At 71.9% G+C, this 17069-nt stretch carries 14 protein-coding genes; 8 read left to right on the forward strand and 6 right to left on the reverse strand.

Features of this window, described 5'->3' with window-relative positions; translation table 11 throughout:
* Positions 1–109 precede the first annotated feature (109 nt).
* From ACWA7K_RS01680 to ACWA7K_RS01690, 3 genes are read left to right on the forward strand one after another with little or no spacing between them, the layout of a single operon-like run.
* The gene (locus ACWA7K_RS01680; protein WP_456165018.1) at positions 110–517 is read left to right on the forward strand and encodes a phosphonate transporter; all 408 of its coding nucleotides are present in this window, start codon (positions 110–112) and stop codon (positions 515–517) included.
* On the forward strand, positions 517–1800 hold the full coding sequence (locus ACWA7K_RS01685; protein WP_456165020.1) for a diguanylate cyclase: 1284 nt from the start codon (positions 517–519) through the stop codon (positions 1798–1800). Before ACWA7K_RS01680 ends, ACWA7K_RS01685 begins: the two co-directional genes overlap by 1 nt.
* A gap of 50 nt (positions 1801–1850) precedes the next feature.
* The gene (locus ACWA7K_RS01690) at positions 1851–2396 is read left to right on the forward strand and encodes an ABC transporter ATP-binding protein (protein ID WP_456165022.1); all 546 of its coding nucleotides are present in this window, start codon (positions 1851–1853) and stop codon (positions 2394–2396) included.
* Positions 2397–2439: 43 nt separating this feature from the next.
* Here the strand turns inward: ACWA7K_RS01690 and ACWA7K_RS01695 are convergent, their stop codons facing one another.
* A complete protein-coding gene (locus tag ACWA7K_RS01695) occupies positions 2440–3549 on the reverse strand; it encodes a ComEC/Rec2 family competence protein (protein ID WP_456165024.1) in 1110 nt (369 codons plus the stop codon).
* A 67-nt stretch (positions 3550–3616) separates the two neighbouring features.
* Between ACWA7K_RS01695 and ACWA7K_RS01700 the strand changes: the two genes are divergently transcribed.
* From ACWA7K_RS01700 to ACWA7K_RS01710, 3 genes are all read left to right on the forward strand, one after another.
* Positions 3617–5266 carry a phage tail sheath family protein gene (locus ACWA7K_RS01700; RefSeq protein WP_456165026.1) on the forward strand — a complete coding sequence of 550 codons (1650 nt, stop codon included), beginning with the start codon at positions 3617–3619 and terminating at the stop codon, positions 5264–5266.
* A gap of 115 nt (positions 5267–5381) precedes the next feature.
* The gene (locus ACWA7K_RS01705; protein ID WP_456165028.1) at positions 5382–8441 is read left to right on the forward strand and encodes an alpha-mannosidase; all 3060 of its coding nucleotides are present in this window, start codon (positions 5382–5384) and stop codon (positions 8439–8441) included.
* A gap of 101 nt (positions 8442–8542) precedes the next feature.
* On the forward strand, positions 8543–9769 hold the full coding sequence (locus ACWA7K_RS01710) for a hypothetical protein (protein WP_456165030.1): 1227 nt from the start codon (positions 8543–8545) through the stop codon (positions 9767–9769).
* Positions 9770–10717: 948 nt separating this feature from the next.
* Here ACWA7K_RS01710 and codA read toward each other — a convergent pair.
* Entirely contained in the window at positions 10718–11962 is a 1245-nt protein-coding gene (gene codA, locus ACWA7K_RS01715) for a cytosine deaminase (protein WP_456165032.1), read from the reverse strand.
* Positions 11963–12094: 132 nt separating this feature from the next.
* On the opposite strand from codA, the gene ACWA7K_RS01720 reads away from it, so the two are divergent.
* Positions 12095–13891, forward strand: coding sequence for a sensor histidine kinase (locus ACWA7K_RS01720; protein WP_456165034.1), 1797 nt, complete (start codon positions 12095–12097; stop codon positions 13889–13891).
* Positions 13892–13907: 16 nt separating this feature from the next.
* On the opposite strand, the gene ACWA7K_RS01725 is transcribed toward ACWA7K_RS01720, so the two are convergent.
* The 4 genes from ACWA7K_RS01725 to ACWA7K_RS01740 all read right to left on the reverse strand — a co-directional run bounded on the left by ACWA7K_RS01725 (position 13908) and on the right by ACWA7K_RS01740 (position 15828).
* Entirely contained in the window at positions 13908–14210 is a 303-nt protein-coding gene (locus tag ACWA7K_RS01725) for a high-potential iron-sulfur protein (RefSeq protein WP_456165036.1), read from the reverse strand.
* Positions 14211–14375: 165 nt separating this feature from the next.
* Positions 14376–14756: an MAPEG family protein gene (locus ACWA7K_RS01730; RefSeq protein WP_456165038.1), complete on the reverse strand. Its 381-nt coding sequence runs from the start codon at positions 14754–14756 to the stop codon at positions 14376–14378.
* Positions 14757–14805: 49 nt separating this feature from the next.
* Positions 14806–15237, reverse strand: coding sequence for a RidA family protein (locus ACWA7K_RS01735; protein ID WP_456165040.1), 432 nt, complete (start codon positions 15235–15237; stop codon positions 14806–14808).
* 63 nt (positions 15238–15300) lie between these two features.
* On the reverse strand, positions 15301–15828 hold the full coding sequence (locus tag ACWA7K_RS01740; RefSeq protein ID WP_456165042.1) for an N-acetyltransferase family protein: 528 nt from the start codon (positions 15826–15828) through the stop codon (positions 15301–15303).
* Between the two features lie 146 nt (positions 15829–15974).
* On the opposite strand from ACWA7K_RS01740, the gene ACWA7K_RS01745 reads away from it, so the two are divergent.
* Positions 15975–17057 carry a beta-ribofuranosylaminobenzene 5'-phosphate synthase family protein gene (locus ACWA7K_RS01745; protein ID WP_456165044.1) on the forward strand — a complete coding sequence of 361 codons (1083 nt, stop codon included), beginning with the start codon at positions 15975–15977 and terminating at the stop codon, positions 17055–17057.
* The last annotated feature ends 12 nt before the right edge of the window (positions 17058–17069 follow it).

Consider the following 17069-nt stretch of genomic DNA (forward strand, 5'->3'; position numbering starts at 1 on the left):
TTCCGGCAACAAGCCCGCCCCGCCCGACTTTCTGAACCGAATCACCCCCTGTGCGCAGGGGTGACGACTCGACAATTGCGGCTTGCCTGATTGCCCACCAGAAGCCGACATGTCGCTCGCCGCCCTCCCTGATCCGACCTTCGACGCCCCCGACCTGCACGCCCGGCTCGAAGCCCTGGACGATGCCGGCCTGGACCGGCTGGACTTCGGCGTCATCGGCTTCGATGCCGCAGGCGCCATCAGCCGCTACAACCGCTGGGAAAGCGCCGCCACCGGCCTGGACGTGGCCCGCGTGATCGGCCAGCCGCTGTTCACCCACATCGCGCAGTGCATGAACAACTACCTCGTGGCGCAACGCTTCGAGGACAGCGTCACCGCCGACCGGCCGCTCGACGACGTGATCGACTACGTGCTGACCTGGAAGGTGCGGCCGGTGCCGGTCCACCTGCGCCTGCTCGCGCCGGCCGGCGCGCCCGGGGCCGCCGCCCGCTACGTCGTCATCCGCCGGCTTGCCTGATGGACGACCTGATGCTGGCCACGGGGCTCGCGGACAGCGAGTCCGGCAACCCGCTGCTCGAACTGCTCTATGCCGCGCCGACCGGCCTGGTGCGCTTCGACGAGGACGGCCGCATCGCGCTGATCAACTCGATGGCCGCGCAGCTGCTGCTGCCGCTGGCGCCGCAGTCCCGGCTGGACAATTTCTACCTGCTGCTCGAAGGCCTGTTGCCCAGTCTGCGGGCCCAGGTGCTGGCCAGCCAGGCGCCGGACGGCATGGTCTGCGACGGCCTGCGGCTGGAGATCGACGCCGCGCCGCCGCACCGCACCGAGTCGCAGTTCCTGACGCTGGCGATCAAGAAGATCGGCCACGGCTGGCTGGTCGCCGTCATCAAGGACATCACCGCCCAGGTCCGCCGCGAACTGCTGCGCCAGCGCCACGAGGCCTGGTCGCAGGCGGTGCGCGCCGGTGTGCGGGGCCGGGCGATGGCGGTCGTCGATGCCGACGGCCGGCTGGTCGACTGGGACCGTGACGGCGACACCGGCCTGGGCCACGACCCGGCGGCGCGCATCGGCCGTTCGCTGGCCGAGCTCTACGCCGACGGGGCGATCACCGTCGACCGCGTCACCGACCGGCTGCGCGAGGCCGACCTGAACGGCTGGAGCCTCGACGAAGGCTGGTTGCAGCGCGACGACGGCACGCGCTACTGGGGCAGCGTGCTGCTGGTGCCGCAGCGGCCGGGCAGCCGCTACACGCTGGTGATCCGCGACATCAGCGACCAGCGCGAGTCGATGGAGGCGCATCGCCGCGAGAGCGCCTGCGACCACCTGACCGGCATCGCCAACCGCCGCACCTTCTTCGACGCGGCCGAGCTGGAGCTGATGCGCTGGCGCCGCATGCCCCGGCCGCTGTCGCTGGTGATGTTCGACGCCGACCACTTCAAGCGCATCAACGACCGCCACGGCCATGCCGCCGGCGACGCGGTGCTGTGCAGCCTGGCTGGCCTGCTGACGCGCACCTTCCGCCAGGTCGACGTCGTCGCCCGCATCGGCGGCGAGGAGTTCGCGGTGCTGCTGCCGTCGACGGCACTGGGCGCCGCGCTCGGCGTGGCCGAGCGGCTGCGCAAGGCGGTCACCGAGGCCCACGTGACCTTCGAGGGCCGGCGCCTGCACTACACCGTCAGTGCAGGCGTCTCGACGATGGATGAATCGGTGCAGGACATCGGCGACTTGCTCAAACGCGCCGACAAGGCCCTCTACGCCGCCAAGGCGGCAGGGCGCAACCTCGTGATGGGACCACTGTGATCGAAGGTCAACAACTCCGCTGGGCACATCCGGGTGACCCGGGTCGTCCCTTGAACCCGGGCCTCTGCTTCCGGCTGATGCCCGGCCTCACGCTGCTGCGCGGCGGCGAGGGACGTGGCAAGACCACCCTGCTGCGTCTGCTCGCGGGCGAGCTGGCGCCGTTCGCCGGTGCGCTGGTGGGCCGTCCGGCGCGGGCCTGTTTCCCGCAGCCGTCCGACCCGGCCAGCGACGAGCAGGTGGCGCGTGCCTGGCTCGTCGCCCGGTTGGCCGAACAGGGTTCGGACGTGTCGCCACAGGCGATCGAGGCGCTGGCCGAACGCCTCGGCCTGACCCCGCATCTCGACAAGCCCAAATACATGCTGTCGACCGGCAGCCGCCGCAAGCTCGGCATTGCCGTGGCCGCGCTGGCGGGTGCGCCGCTGACGCTGCTCGACCAGCCCTTCGCCGCGCTGGATGCGCGCTCCTGCCGGCTGGTCGCCGACCTGCTGGCCGAGGCGTCCGGGCGGACCGACCGCTGCTGGGTCATCGCCGACCATGAACGACCGCACTGGCTCGACGGCGTCAAGCTGGCGGGCGTGGTGGAACTGGGCGAGTGACGGAAATGGGCGACTGACGGATCCGGCGACCGACCGCAGCGCTTCAGCGGCGCGGCAACGTCAGCGTCACGCCCGTTCCCGGCGCGCCCGGGTAGACCGTCGCGTGGCCGTGTGCAGCCTTCAGCGCGGGTTCGTCCCAGCGGCGGTTGCGTGGTGTGTCGTGGTTGAACCAGAGCGTCAGCGGCTGGCCGGCGCGCGCCGTGACGACCCGCGCCAGCGCCTCGTCGTCCGGGTGGTTGAAGATCTTGTTGTCGGTGCTGACGATCGCGTTCGGGCTGTCCAGCTTCGACAGCAACGCGGCGGTCACGTTGGCGCGGCTGCCGTGGTGGCTGAGCTTGATCGCGTCGACCGCCAGCCGTTCCAGGCCGCGGCGTTTCAGCAGCGCGTCCAGCGCCGGTTCCATCGTTCCGGGCACCGCATCGGCGCCCAGCAGAACCGAGGCGCCCTGGTGTTCCAGCAGGAAGGCGATGCTCGACCCGTTCGGCGCCGACGCGTCGTTGGGCGTGCGGCGGGCCGCCAGCGTGGCCAGGTCGTTCGGCAAGGGCGTCACCGCCGCAGGCGGTCCGGCCTTGCTCGCCGGTGTCTCGGCCGTGCGGGCCGCCACCTTGGCCAGTTCGGCTTCCCAGGCCGGCCACAGCCGCGTCAGCCGGTCCGGCGACGGCGACAGCAGCGTCAGCGTCGGCAGGCCCTTGCCGCCCAGCTGCACGCCGCCGCCGATCGCCGGCGTCACCACCGGCTGCCCCGCCCAGGTGCGGTTCCACGGCAAGCCCGGCCGACCCGAGCCGAGCAGCCGGGCCAGGGCAGCCCCTTCGACCGCCCCGCGCGGTCGCGGCAGGTTCGGCGGGGCGTTGAACCAGACATCGCCGAAGGCCAGCGCCAGCTCGCGGTCGTCGAGCATCTTGGCGACGCTGCCGATGTGGTCGTGGTCGATGTGGCTGACCACCAGCAGGTCGATCCAGCGCGTGCCGTCGGCCTGCAGCGGCAAGGTCATCAGACGCTTCCTCAGCGCCGGCCAGGTCTCGTCCGGGCCGGTGTCCATCAGCAGCGTCCAGGTCCGCTTGCCGACCGGACAGCGCAGCAGCAGCGCGTCGCCGAAGCTGGCGGGCAGGACGTCAAGGGTGATGGCGGGCGGGGCAGGGCGGCGCGTGGTCATGCCCGATCGTAGATAACCCAAGCGACGCCGACGCACGCCGGCGGCATCATCGGCACAAGGAAGTCACATGCCGAACCCGCCCGACCCGCCCGATCCGTCTTTAGCGGCCACCTTCATCGCCCCGGGCGTTTTCATCGAGGAGGCGCCGGCCGGACCGCCGGCCTTGACCGCCGTCGACGTCTCGACTGCCGGCTTCGTCGGCCCGACCCGCAGCGGGCCGCTGGACGGGCCGCCGCCGCTGCTGACCAGCCTGGCCGATTTCGAGCGCGTGCATGGCGACGGCCAGCCGCTGGTGTTCGCCGGGCAGGTGGTGCCGAACGGGATGTGGCTGGCCGCCCGCGCCTTCTTCGCCGAAGGCGGCCGACGCCTGCGCGTCGCGCGGGTGTTCCGGCCCGATCCGGCCGCCGCCGCCACGTCGCCCGACGGCATCGCCCGCTGGCGGCTGGACGGCGTGCTCTGGTCCGCCCGCAACCCCGGCCGCGCCGGCAACCTGCGCCTGCAGCTGACGCTGCGCAACGGCCGGCGCCAGGGTGACGGCAGCATCGTGCCGGAGCCCTGGTCGGCCACCCGCGCCGATCTGGTTGCCAGCAGCCCGGACGGCGTGGTGCTGGGCAGCTGGCCCGGCTTGTCGATCGATCCGGCAACGCCGCCGGCCGATGGCCGCCGATGGCTGTTCGAGGCCCCGGACCCTTCCGCGCCGGACGCCTTGCCCGTCATCGTCCAGGCGCAACCGGGCCTGGACGTCGAGACCCTGCTGACCTGGCTGGGCGCCTGGCGCGTGGCCGCCCGCACCGACGCGGCCCGCTGGGCCGACGGGATCACGCTGACCCGGGCGCTGAGCGGCGGCCACGACGGCCTGCCGCCCGGCGTGGCCGACCTGGGCGGCCCGGGTGGGCTGGCCCGTTTCGACACGGTCGACGACGTGGCGCTGCTGGCCGCGCCCGCCGTGGCCGAGTCCGACCTGCCCGCCGTTCACGACCTGCTGCTGGCCCAGGCGAGACCCCGGCCCGGCCAGCCGCTGGAACGCTTCGCGCTGCTCGACGCCGGACCCGCCACGACGCTGGCCGACGTGCAGGCGCTGCGCCGACGCCACGACGCCCGCTGTGGCGCGCTCTGCCACCCTTGGGTCCAGGTCGACGGCACGCCACCGGCGGCGCTGCCGCCGTCAGCCGTCGTCGCCGGCCTGATCGCCCGCGTCGACCAGGATCGCAGCGTCTGGAAGGCCCCTTCCGGCGAGCCGCTGAGGTCGGTGACCGGCCTGGCGCAGGCGCTGTCCAAGGCCGATCAGGAACAGCTCGGCGGCGACGGCGTCAACCCGCTGGTCGAGCCACCCGGGCGCGGCCGCCTGCTCTGGGGCGCCCGCACGCTGTCGACCGACCCGACCTGGCGCTACATCCCCGTCGCGCGTGGCATGGCCCGCCTGCAGGCGAGCCTTGAACGCGGCATGGGCTGGACTGTCTTCGAGCCGAACGACGAGGCGCTGTGGGCCCGCGTGCGCGCCACGATCACCGCGCTGCTGCAGGCCGAATGGCGTGCCGGTGCCTTCCAGGGCCAGAAGCCCGAACAGGCCTTCCTCGTCCGCTGCGACCGCACGACGATGACCCAGGCTGATCTCGACGCCGGCCGCCTGATCGTGCTGATCGGCGTGGCGCCGCTGAAGCCGGCCGAGTTCGTGATGCGCCGGGTCGTGCTGCAGGCCGCCCCTCCCGGCGCCTGAATGCCGTCCTGTTCACCTGACCACTGTTCGCCGTCTCCGGGTCAGCACGGACCTTGCGAACGGCGGGGCTCGTGTCAACTGCGGGCCGTTGTCCACTCCACCGCAGGTCCTGTCGATGCTCCCGTCCTCCCCGCTGCTGCAGCTCGTGCCCGCTCGCGCCCATGCCGTCCTGGCGCGATTGCGTGACCGCATCTGGCATCCGGCCGGGACGGTGACGATCGAGGCCGGCGAGCCGCAGGCGGCGCATCGGACCTGGGCGCAGGCGCGGCACGAGCCCGTCACGCCGCTGACCACCTTCCCGGAACACTGGGGCCGGCTGTGGGACCAGCGCTGGTTCCGGCTGACGCGCGATGCGGCCTCGGCCGCGCGCGACGACCTCTACCTCGCCTGGGACGACCAGGCCGAGGCGACGCTCTACGTCGACGGCCTGCCGTATTACGGCTTCGATCCCGTCCACCACCACGCACCGCTGCCGGCCGGGGCGCAGGAACTCTGGATCGAGGCGGTGGCCTGCCAGACCGGCATCTGGATCGAGGGCGCCAGCGGGCTTGACGCGGCCGGCTCGCGGCTGTCGGGTGCGCGGCTGCTGCGCCGCGATGACGCGACCTGGGCGCTGTTCCACGACCTGTCGGCACTGGAAGACCTGATGCGCCTGCTGCTGCGGCGCGAGTACGGCCCTGATCAGGCGCAGAACTTCCAGGGCTTCGGCACCCGGCCGGTGGTCGGCCAGGTCGACCCGCTGCTGCGCCGGCTGCTGCGCGAGATCGACGAGATCATCGACGCCTACCAGGCCGACGGCGTCGACGCCGGACGCGAGCGCGCCGCCCGTGCCTATGCCGCGCTGAAGGCCGGCCCGACGGCGCTCGACGCCGTGCTGACCGGCCATGCCCACCTCGACCTGGTCTGGCTGTGGCCGGAAGTGGTCGGCGAGTTCAAGGCCGTGCGCACCTTCGCGATCGCCAACCGGCTGATGGCGCGTTACCCCGAGTTCCGCTTCGGCTACAGCCAGCCGGCCAGCTACGAGGCGGTCGAACGGCGCTCGCCCGAGATCATGGCCGCCGTGCGCGAGCGCATGGCCGCCGGCCAATGGGACGCGACCGGCGCGACCGAGGTCGAATCCGATACCGTGCTGGCCTGCGGCGAGGCACTCGCGCGCAGCTTCCTGATCGGCCAGCGCCGCTTCGAGGCCTTGCGCGGCAGCCCGGCGCGGGTGCTGTGGCTGCCCGACGTGTTCGGCTACACGCCCTGCCTGCCGCAGATCATGAAGCAGTGCGGCGTCGACTTCTTCTACACGACCAAGCTGTCGTGGAGCGCCATCTCCAGCTTCCCGCACACCAGCTTCGTCTGGCGCGGCCACGACGGCTCCGAGGTCGTCACGCACCTGGGTTGCCGGCTCGGCTACAACCAGACGGCCGAGGCGACCCACCTCGACACCAACGCCCGCGAACACCGCCAGAGCGACGTCCACGGCGAGTTCCTCGCGCCGACCGGCTACGGCGACGGCGGCGGCGGCACGACCGAGGCGATGCTCGAACGCGCCCGCCGCTACGCCGACCTGGCCGGCCTGCCGCGCGCCCGCTGGGGCAACATCGAACCGTTCTTCGACCGCCTGGCCGAACGTCGCGCGCAACTGCCGACCTACCAGGGCGAGCTCTACCTCGAATACCACCGCGGCACCTACACGACCCATGCCGCCGTCAAGCTGGGCCTGCGCCAGGCCGAACGCGCGCTGCAGGTCCACGAGGCCGTGCGCTGCGCGACCGGCGCCGGGCCGATCGACGAGGCGGCGTGGCGGCGCGTCGTGTTCGCGCAGTTCCACGACTACATCCCCGGCAGCTCGATCCACGAGGTCTACGTCGAGGCCCGCGCCGAACTCGCCGCCATCGCGCAGCAGGCCGGCGCGGCGGCGCTGGCCGAGCTGGGTGGCTCATCGACTGAGCCTGTCGCACCGGCCGCGCTGTTCAACCCCTTGCCGCGCCCGCGCCAGCACCGCATCGGCACGCAGGCCGTCACCCTGCCGCCGCTGGCCGCCTCGACGCTGGCCGACCTGCCGCGCACGCCGCTGGCCGCCGTCACCGCCACGGCCGACACGCTCGACAACGGCCGCGTGCGGGCCCGCCTCGACGACCAGGGCCGCATCGCCGCGCTGCGCATCGACGGCGTCGACCTGGCCTTGCGCGCGCCGCTCGGCGAGCTCGTCGCCTATGCCGACCAGCCCCATCTGTTCGAGGCCTGGGACATCGACCGCCAGACGCTGGCGCTGGGCGAGCCGGTGCGCTCGCCGGCCCGCATCACGCTGCATCAGGACGATGCCGGCGCGGCCACGCTGAGCTGCACGCGCTCGCTCGGCGATGACGGTGTGGCGACGCTGCACTACACGCTCGAAGCCGGCGCCAGCGCGCTGCGGCTGCGCATCGAGCTGGACTGGCGCCGGCCCGAGCGGCTGCTCAAGCTGGTCTTCCCGACCGCCTACGCCGGCCGCATGGCCCGCTACGCCGCACCCTTCGGCAGCGTGCTGCGCAGCCAGGTGCCGGGCGAACAGGCCGACGAGGCCAAGTGGGAAGTGCCCGGCAGCCGCTGGGCGGCGGTCGCCGACGAGACCGAACACGAAGGCCTGTTCGTCGTCAGCCAGGCCAAGTTCGGCTGGACCTGCCGCGACGGCGCGCTCGGCCTGACGCTGGTGCGCAGCGCGGCCGTCACCTGCAGCGACGCGGTGATGGGCGGCACGCCGATCTCGCACCCGCGCGCGATGCGGCGCGATCCGGGCGCGTCGTTCTCGGACCTCGGCGCGCACACCATCGAACTGGCCCTGGGCCTGCACCGCGCCGACGCGCCGCGCGACGAACAGGCGGCGGCCTGGGCCGACCTGATCGACAGCCCCGTCCTGCCGGTCGGACCGGCCACCGCCGAGCAAGCCATTTCCGCCGGCCTGCTCGGCCTGGACGGCGGTGAGACGCTGCAGCCGGTCTGGGCCCAGCCGCTGGCCCCGGGCCGCTGGGTGCTGCGCCTGAACGAGACCCTCGGCCGCCGCGGCACCGTCCGCCTGCGCCTGGCCCCGGGCTGGCGCGCCAGCCGGGTCGACCTGCGCGCCCTGCCGCTGGACGGCGGCGCGCCGATCGACGCGCTGGCCTACGGGCCGTATGCGCTGGAGAGCGTGCTGATCGAGCAGGCATGAGCGAGAAGGTGTGAGCGCGAAGGCCTGATCGACGCGGCCTTGATGCAAGGGCCTTGATGCAAGGCCCTTGCCCGGCGTTTCACGCTGCCGAAAATCGGCCCATGACGCGACCCCACCTGCTCCTGCGTGGCCTGGCGGGCGCCGGGCTGATCGGCCTGACCGGCCTGTCGGGCTGCATCCCCGCGCCCTACGGCACCTACGACCGGCCGTCCTACCCGGACCCGTCCGCGACGCTGCGGGGCGCCCTGTGTTACGGCGAGGCCGGGCCGCTGTCGCGCCTGAACGCGACGGTGGCGGGCGGCCTGCAGCTCAGTGTCGCGGCCGACCTGGACGCCCCCGGACTGGGCCGTGGCGAAGGCCTGCTGCGGCTGTCGCTGACCGTGCCGGACGGGGATGGGAAGGTGAACAGCGCCCCGCGCCAACTGGCCTGGGCCGACACCCCGATCACCTGGCAGGACGGCAATCGGCCGCCGCAGCCGCTCGCGGCGCAGGTCCACGCCCACGCGTCCGTGCCCCTGCCGGCCGACGGCCGCATCGGCCTCGCCGCGCTCGCCCCGGTGGCCGCCGAGCAGGTCCTGTGGCCGGCCAGCGGCCCGATCCCGACGGTGACGCTGCGCGCCTCGCATCCGGCGCTGGCCGTGACGCCGTCCGACCGCTGGCGCCTGCAGATCCCGACGGCCGGGCCAGCCGGGGAACGCGCACCAACGTCCGCGCCCAACTCCGCGCTGACCTCGCTTGACCTCACGCTGGCCAGCGACGCCGGCCGCATCGTCCGCGTCCCCTACCGGACGGCCGACCAGCAAGCCGCCATCGACCAGCGCACCACCGCCTGCCTGGCCCAGGCCACGACCCCCGCCGCGCAACGCCGCTGCGAAGGGATCGACCGCTACGACACCCGCAGCTTCGTGCAGGTCCGGCCGCTCGGGCCGGGCGAACTCAAGCTGACCGGCGACGCCTGGACCGAATCCGCCGGCCGCGGCGGCATCCGCCTCGAACTCGTCTGGGAAGCCCCCGTCACCGCCGACTGGCAACTGACCACCCCCCAGGTCACCTGGTCCCGCCCCGACGGCAGCGACCCCCGCACCGTCCCGCTCCACGTCACCCCCCTGCGCTGGCACCTCCCGGTGCCCCTGTCCGCCCCCCTGCAACGCCGCCCCGGCGCCACCGGCCTCGGCTGGTCCCTCGAAGCCCGCCTGCCCGCCCCCAGCGGCAGCACCTACCGCATCCAGCTCCCCGCCCTCGACATCGACGGCGTGCGCCACGAACTCGCCCCCATCACCTTCGACCGCCGCCGCTTCGACGGTGGGCTGATGCCGTTCAACTGCTGAGCGCCCGGCCGCCGGGGCGGCTCATCCTGATTCACTCGTTGCCATCTCCTGCGTGACGCGAACAGGGGCGCGACTACCTGTTATTGCGCCGTGTTATTCCCGGGGTGAGGGTTGGGGGTGAGCGGCGATGATGAATCCAGTCTTGATATTCATGGGCTGATAGATTGACACGGTGGATTGTCTGGCTGGAGTTGGGAGATTGAGTTTTGGTATCGAATTCTCCTGGGGGACGTGATCATGAGTTTCGTCGTGGGATGTCTACGTTTTATTGTGTACGTTGCATTGTCTCTGGTCCTCTATGAGTCTCTATTGGGTGATTGGCATGCTGAATTCTATGCATGGAGGAACGGCATGCCACGAGCAGATATTGCGATTGGAGACGGCTTCACATTGTTTTTCGAGGCATTGCTTGTATTGATACTGGAGGTGTTTGCTTTGTACACATTGCCGTCCGTCGTGAGACTTGTCGGAAAGAAGTTGGGGTCGCGCTCTCGGTGAAGCCAAGCCGCCGTATTGGGTTGCCCGATACGCCGGTCGCCCACGACGGCGTTCGGGCAGATTCGACTGACTGACTCAGCGGCCTGCTGGCCCCGTGCGGCAACGTGACCCCGGTCATCTGTCGCTGCGTAGATCAAATCGCTTTGGCCTTGAGGTGACTCGGTCGTGATATTCAAGATTGGAATCTTCTTCTTGTTGTTGGGGCCACTCTTGCTGGTCGACAACGATTCGCACCTTGTTTTGTGGAGGCGGCAAGACATGTTGGCCTTGCAGGAATACAGGACCCGAAAGCTTGAAGGCGGTGTCTTGACGGATGACATGAAAGCCGCGAACACCAAGTGGTGGTATTGCCGGATTTGCTGGTATGTCTCGTGCGCAGGTTATCTGTGCATCCTGGCGGGTTTGGTGTGGGGCGGCCTGTTTCGACCCATGCGGGGATGAGCAGCGCCGTCACCCCCCCACCAACATCACCTCCCCCGGCGTGCGCCGCATCACCACCCGGCCCTCGCGCATCGACAGCAGCGCGTGGCCCTGGGTTCGCAGCAGCTCGACGTCGCTGTCGGCCGACAGGATCAGCAGGTTGGCCGGCCGGCCGATGGCGATGCCGTGGCGGTCGCCGAGAGCGAGCAGGCGGGCGGGGTGGTCGATGACGAAGTCGAGGCAGCGTTGCAGGTCGGCGTGGCCGAGCATGTGGCAGATGTGCAGGCCGGCTTCGAGGATGCGCAGGATGTTGCCGTTGCCCAGCGGGTACCACGGGTCCTGGATCGAGTCCTGGGCGAAGGCGACGGTCATGCCGGCGCGGTCGAGTTCGGGCACCCGCGTCAGGCCGCGGCGCTTCGGGTAGGTGTCGAAGCGGCCCTGCAGGTGGATGCTCTCGGTCGGGCAGCAGATGAAGCCGATGCCCGACATCGACAGCAGGCGGAACAGCTTGGCGCAGTAGGCGTTGTCGTAGGAGCCCATCGCGGTGGTGTGGCTGGCGGTGACGCGCGCGCCCATGCCGCGTTGGCGGGCGGCTTCGGCCAGCACCTCCAGGAAGCGCGAGTGCGGGTCGTCGGTCTCGTCGCAATGGACGTCGACCAGGCAGCCGTGGCGCTCGGCCAGGTCCATCAGGAAGTGGATCGACGCGACGCCCTGTTCGCGCGTGTTCTCGAAGTGCGGGATGCCGCCGACGACGTCCGCGCCGACTGCGATGGCCTCGGTCATGAGCCGGCGGCCGTCGGGGTAGGACTCGATGCCTTCCTGCGGGAAGGCGACGATCTGCAGGTCGATGAGGTGGCGGATCTCGTCGCGCACCTCGACCATCGCACGCAGCGCGGCCAGGCTCGGGTCGGTCACGTCGACGTGGGTGCGGACCTGCTGGATGCCGTGCTGGGCCAGCATCCGCAGCGTGGCGTGGGCGCGCGCCTTGGTGTCCTCGTGGGTCACCAGCGCCTTGCGTTCGGACCAGCGCTCGATGCCCTCGAACAGCGTGCCGCTCATGTTCCAGGACGGCTGGCCGGCGGTCAGCGCGGCGTCCAGGTGGATGTGCGGTTCGATGAAGGGCGCGACGACCAGGTGGCCGGCCGCGTCGATGTCGACCAGGCCGGCCTCGACCTTGCCCGGCTGGGCATCGATCGCGGCAATGCGGCCGTCCGAGAAGCGCAGCGTGTGCAGGCCGGCGCGGTCGCGCAGGCGGGCGTTGAGGATGCGGGGCATTCGAGGTCCTGCGTTCAGGTTTGCGTTGTGCGGAGCTTGCACCAAGCGTGCCGCCCTGTGGCGGTGCGTCGGGTTTTGGCGTCGGCGCTACCATCCCGCCGCCTGGGTTTTCGCCTTGGCGAAAGCCCGCCCGTGACCCTCGCCATCGCACCGACCGCCCAATCTGCCGACCGTGCCGCCGCCGCTCGATCGCCGAGCACGCTCAGTCGTTCGGTCGGCATGGCCGGCGGGGTGATGCTGGTGCTGATCTGGATCGCCTGCGCGCTGTTCCTGCAATACGAGCGCCGCGAGGCCCTCGACGGCCGGGCGCGCGAGAACATGAACCTCGCCCGCGCGCTCGAAGAGATGAGCGTGCGCGTGCTGGCCACCGTCGACCAGGCGACGCGGCGGGTCAGCGAGTCGGTCCGTGCGGGGGATGACGCCCAGAAGCAGCTGACCCAGTTCGCCAAGGAGACCGGCCTGACGCCGGGCATCCTCGTGCAGCTGTCGCTGGTGGGGCCGGACGGCCGTTTCCAGGGCAGCAACCTCGACCCCGACGGCACGCGCACCGGCCATGTCGACCTGAGCGAGCGCGAGCACATCCGCGTCCACCTGGCACCGGGGCTGGTCGACAGCGCCGCCCAGGGGCTGTTCGCGCAGGGCCTGTTCATCGGCAAGCCGGTGCTCGGCAAGGTCTCGGGACGCTGGACGATCCAGCTGTCGCGCCGGATCGACGGGCCGGACGGCCGGGCGCTGGGCGTGGTCGTGGCGTCGCTGGATCCGAGCTACTTCGAATCGGTCTACCGCAGCGTCGACCTGGGCCAGGCCGGTGCGGTGACGCTGCTCGGCGAGGACCTGACCGTGCGCGCCCGCGTCGTCGACGGCCAGAGCGTCGGCATGGGCCAGCGCATCAGCTCGACCGGGCCGCTGGCGCAGGCGGTGGCGCCGGAAAGTGGCAGCTACGTCGCGCGCAGCGGCGTCGATGGTGTCGATCGGCTGTTCGCCTACCGCCGGGTCTCCGGCTATCCGCTGTACGTGCTGGTCGGCTCGTCCACCACGGTCGCGCTGGCGGACTGGGTCGTCATGCGCAACGTGCTGGTCGGCCTGGTGCTGCTGCTGAGCGTCGCGGTGGGTGTCGGCCTGCGTGTCTTCACGCAGGGCTTGCAGCGCCTGGAGGCCAGCAACCGCGAGCTGGCCGAAAGCGAGGCCCGGGCGCTGTCGGCGAGTCAGGCCAAGTCGGAATTCCTGGCCGCCATCTCGCACGAGCTGCGCACGCCGCTGACGAGCATCCGGGGCTTTGCCGAGCTGATGGAGGCGCGCATCCCCGAGCCGCGCTACCGCGAGCAGGCCGGCCTGATCCGCAAGTCGGCCGAACACCTGAACGCGTTGCTCAGCGAGATCCTCGATCTGGCCAAGGTCGAGGCCCGGGCCGTGTCGATGCGCCACGCGCCGGTCGATCCGCGCGAGCTGATCCGCGGGGTGACGGAGCTGTTCGCGGTCACCGCCACCGAGAAGGGCCTGAGCTTGCGCGTCAACCTGGCCGACGAGCTGCCGGCCTTGCTGACCTGTGACGAACTGCGGGTCAAGCAGGTGCTCAACAACCTGATGTCCAACGCGCTGAAGTTCACCCGCGAGGGCGGCGTGACCGTGTCGGCGGAATGCCCGCCGCCGGCCGCCGGGGCGGCGCGCGAGGTGCTGATCCACGTGACCGACACCGGTCCGGGCATCGCGCCCGAACTGCACGAGCTGATCTTCGAGCGCTTCCGTCAGGCCGATGCCCGCATCAGCCATGAACATGGCGGGACGGGGCTGGGACTGGCGCTGGCCCGTGCGCTGGCGGAGCTGATGGGCGGGACGCTGGTGGTGGCGTCGACGCCCGGTGCGGGGGCCCGCTTCACGCTGAGCCTGCCGCTGACCCCGCCCGAGTCGGGCGAGGTCGTGAGCCCCTGACGGGGCTGCGGCCCGATCAGGCCTTCTTGGCCCAGGCGCTGCACCAGCCGGCGGCGGCGACCTGCTTGCCGGCGAACAGCGGGCAGTTGCCGGCCTTGTCGCCGGCCTTGCCCTGGAAGATCGCGCAGTTGCCGCAGTTCTGGCCGGCGGCGTACTTCGGGAACTTCTTGGCGTCGGCCTTGGTGGCATCGGCGACGTAGCCGAGCGCGGCCGCCTGGGCATCCTTCGGGTCGACCATCGTCTGGGCACGGGCGCCCAGGCTCATCGCGGCGCCGGAAGCGGCGACGGTCATCAGGAAAACACGGCGTTGCATGGACATGTTGCTGGACTCCAGGTTTGTTCGTGACAGGCGCCGCGCCGCAGGGTGCGGTCACGGCCGGCGGCAGTATCGGGGCCGACCGGCCCCGGCGGGCCTTCCGGGGGGAAGACCGTGTCGCCCGATCGATGCTGCCATGACCTGCATCAAGTCCGGCGGTGGAAGGCCTCAACGCCCTGTCACGATCCCGACCAGTGCGGCGCCCAGCAGCGCCAGGATCGGAAACGCGCTAAGCCCGAAACCCAGCGAGCGGCTGCGCGGGTCGCGCTGGTAGGCGGTGCGGTAGACCTGTCGCCCGACCAGGTAGACGGCGCCGACGCCGGCCACCAGGTGCGCGGGCCAGTAGCGCCCGGCCAGGTAGAGCGCCGGCAGGAAGGCCACCAGCAGCTCCAGCGTGTTCATCTGGACGCGGTAGATGCGCTCGAACATCGGGTCTCCGGTGACGGCCGGGGCGTGCACGCCGTAGCGGTTGCGGGCCATGCCGACGAGCATGCCGAAGACGAAGAACTGCAGCACGGCGAGGGCGGCGACGAGGTCGATCCAGTTCATGGGTTTCCTTTTCGGGCGGGACGGGAGGGCAGGTTGGACGGGTAGGTCTTCAGGTCGATGGCGCCGAGCCCTTCAGCGCGGTCACCTCGATCTCGATCTTCATGCGCGGATCGGCCAGCCCGGCGCTGATCATCATCGCCGCCGGCCTGACCTCACCGAAAGCCGCGCGCAAGGCCGGCCAGCAGGCCGGGAAGTCGTCGCCACGCGGCAGCACGTAGGTCACGCGGACGACCTCGCGCAGGCTGCTGCCGGCCTGGCCGAGCGCGTGGGCGATGTTGCGCAGGCACTGCGCGGCCTGCTCGGCCACGTCGTCGCTGATGGCCATCGTGGCGTAGTCGAAGCCGGTGGTGCCGGAGACGAACACCCAGTCGCCGACGACGACGGCGCGCGAGTAGCCGATGTCGGCCTCGAAGGGCGATCCCGACGAGATCAGCTGGCGGGAAGGGCGATCGGCACGGGGGTTGTCGGCAACAGGCGGCATCGGCGGCTCCGGCGGGCAGGGGCCGCGATGGTGCCTCACTCGCGTCCGATCACGCCCGCCCGATCACTCGTGCCCGATCACCCGCTCCAGGTAGACCACGTCCAGCCAGCGGTCGAACTTGCGCGCGACCTCGTGGAAGTGGGCGCAGCGGGTGTAGCCGACCCGTTCGTGCAGGCGGATGCTGGCGGGCTGTTCGGTGCAGGCACCGGCGATCAGCGTGTGGTAGCCGATGGTCCTGGCGCTGGCGATCAGCTGCGTCATCAGCGCGGTGCCGTAGCCGCGGCCGAGGTGGTCCGGGTGCAGGTAGATCGAGCTTTCCGCCGTGTGGCCGTAGGCGCTGCGCGGCTGGTGCAGCGCCAGCGCGGCCCAGCCGATGCACTGGCCGTCGACCTCGGCGACCCAGATCGGCAGGTCGGCGCTGCGTTCGCAGATGAAGGTCACGCGGCTGGCGACGCTGACCGGCTCGGTCATGAAGGTCGAGGTGCCGTGCACGATGTGGTGGTTCAGGATGGCCGCCAGCGCCGGTGCGTCGCGTTCGGCGCCGGGGCGGATCAGGAACCGGGGAAGGGGCGTGGGCTGGCTGGGTCGCATGGGCGTGACAGTGTGTGCCGCCTTTGCGTCGTCCGGGGCGCGCCGGCACGCTGGCAGCGGTGGACGGGCACCCGTTTCGCGGGTAAACCACATGTGGAATATCGCTTGCTAACTGCCTTGTCGATGCACCGCCGCCCCGTCCACCCATGAGCCATCCGGAAGACCTGCCCGCACCGGTTGCCGAACGACTCGTCGAGGTCGAGGCGCCCGCCCGCCTGCACCTGGGTTTCCTGGATCCGGCCGGCTCGCTGGGCCGGCCGTTCGGCAGCATCGGCCTGACCGTCGACGCGCCGCAGACCCGCCTGAGCCTGCGCGCCGCGCGGCCCGATGACGACGGCCCGGTCTGCCTGGCGCCCGGCGTGCCGGCGGCCGAGGGCGATCGCGCGCGGCGTCACCTGCAGACGCTGCAACAGCGCACCGGCCACGCGGCCGACGCGGTCCACCTGACGCTGCACGAGGCCCTGCCGGCGCATGCCGGGCTGGGTTCGGGCACGCAGCTCGCGCTGGCGGTCGGACGGGCCTGGTGCCGCTGGCATGGCCTGGACGTGCCGACCGCGACGCTGGCCGCCTGGCTCGGGCGCGGGCTGCGCTCGGGTGTCGGCATCGCCGGCTTCGACGCGGGCGGGCTGCTGCTGGACGGCGGACCGCTGGCCGATGGCGCACCCGCGCCGCTGCTGTCGCGCATCGCCCTGCCGGCCGGCTGGCGCGTTCTGGTCGTCACCGACCCGGCCACGCGCGGCCTGTCCGGTGCGGCCGAACGCGCCGCGCTGGCGCGCCTGCCGCCGCTGTCGCGCGAACAGGCCGCGAGCATCTGCCACGAGACCCTGATGCGCCTGCTGCCCGGCTGCGCTGGCGCCGGCTTCGCGGTCGCCGCCGCCGGGCTGACGGCGATCCAGGACGTCCTGGGCCAGCATTTCGCGCCGGCCCAGGACGGCGAGCCCTACACCAGCCCGGCGGTCGGCCGGCTGATGCGCTGGCTGCGCGTTGCCGCCGCGCGGGAGACCGATGAGCCGGGCGCCGGCATCGGCCAGACGTCGTGGGGCCCGAGCGCCTTCGCGCTGCTGCCGTCGGCCGCCCGGGCCGAATCGCTGATCGCCGCCGCGCAGGCCGCCGGGCAGGTCGCCCCGGGCCTGCAATGGCGCATCGCCACGCCGCTGAACCGGGGTGCGCGGGTGCTGGACCGCCTCGTCGCGCTCGGCCCGGTCGACCCGTCCTGCTGCCCGGCCTGAGCCCGGACCTGC

The sequence above is a fragment of the Leptothrix mechoopdaensis (SeqCode) genome, from assembly GCF_053893855.1.

Bases quoted from the DNA above. Each gene is read 5' to 3' on its own strand.
- ACWA7K_RS01680 (WP_456165018.1), top strand. From the start codon at position 110: ATGTCGCTCGCCGCCCTCCCTGATCCGACCTTCGACGCCCCCGACCTG.
- ACWA7K_RS01685 (WP_456165020.1), top strand. From the start codon at position 517: ATGGACGACCTGATGCTGGCCACGGGGCTCGCGGACAGCGAGTCCGGC.
- ACWA7K_RS01695 (WP_456165024.1), bottom strand. From the start codon at position 3,549: ATGACCACGCGCCGCCCTGCCCCGCCCGCCATCACCCTTGACGTCCTG.
- ACWA7K_RS01700 (WP_456165026.1), top strand. From the start codon at position 3,617: ATGCCGAACCCGCCCGACCCGCCCGATCCGTCTTTAGCGGCCACCTTC.
- ACWA7K_RS01705 (WP_456165028.1), top strand. From the start codon at position 5,382: ATGCTCCCGTCCTCCCCGCTGCTGCAGCTCGTGCCCGCTCGCGCCCAT.
- ACWA7K_RS01710 (WP_456165030.1), top strand. From the start codon at position 8,543: ATGACGCGACCCCACCTGCTCCTGCGTGGCCTGGCGGGCGCCGGGCTG.
- codA (WP_456165032.1), bottom strand. From the start codon at position 11,962: ATGCCCCGCATCCTCAACGCCCGCCTGCGCGACCGCGCCGGCCTGCAC.
- ACWA7K_RS01725 (WP_456165036.1), bottom strand. From the start codon at position 14,210: ATGTCCATGCAACGCCGTGTTTTCCTGATGACCGTCGCCGCTTCCGGC.
- ACWA7K_RS01730 (WP_456165038.1), bottom strand. From the start codon at position 14,756: ATGAACTGGATCGACCTCGTCGCCGCCCTCGCCGTGCTGCAGTTCTTC.
- ACWA7K_RS01735 (WP_456165040.1), bottom strand. From the start codon at position 15,237: ATGCCGCCTGTTGCCGACAACCCCCGTGCCGATCGCCCTTCCCGCCAG.
- ACWA7K_RS01740 (WP_456165042.1), bottom strand. From the start codon at position 15,828: ATGCGACCCAGCCAGCCCACGCCCCTTCCCCGGTTCCTGATCCGCCCC.
- ACWA7K_RS01745 (WP_456165044.1), top strand. From the start codon at position 15,975: ATGAGCCATCCGGAAGACCTGCCCGCACCGGTTGCCGAACGACTCGTC.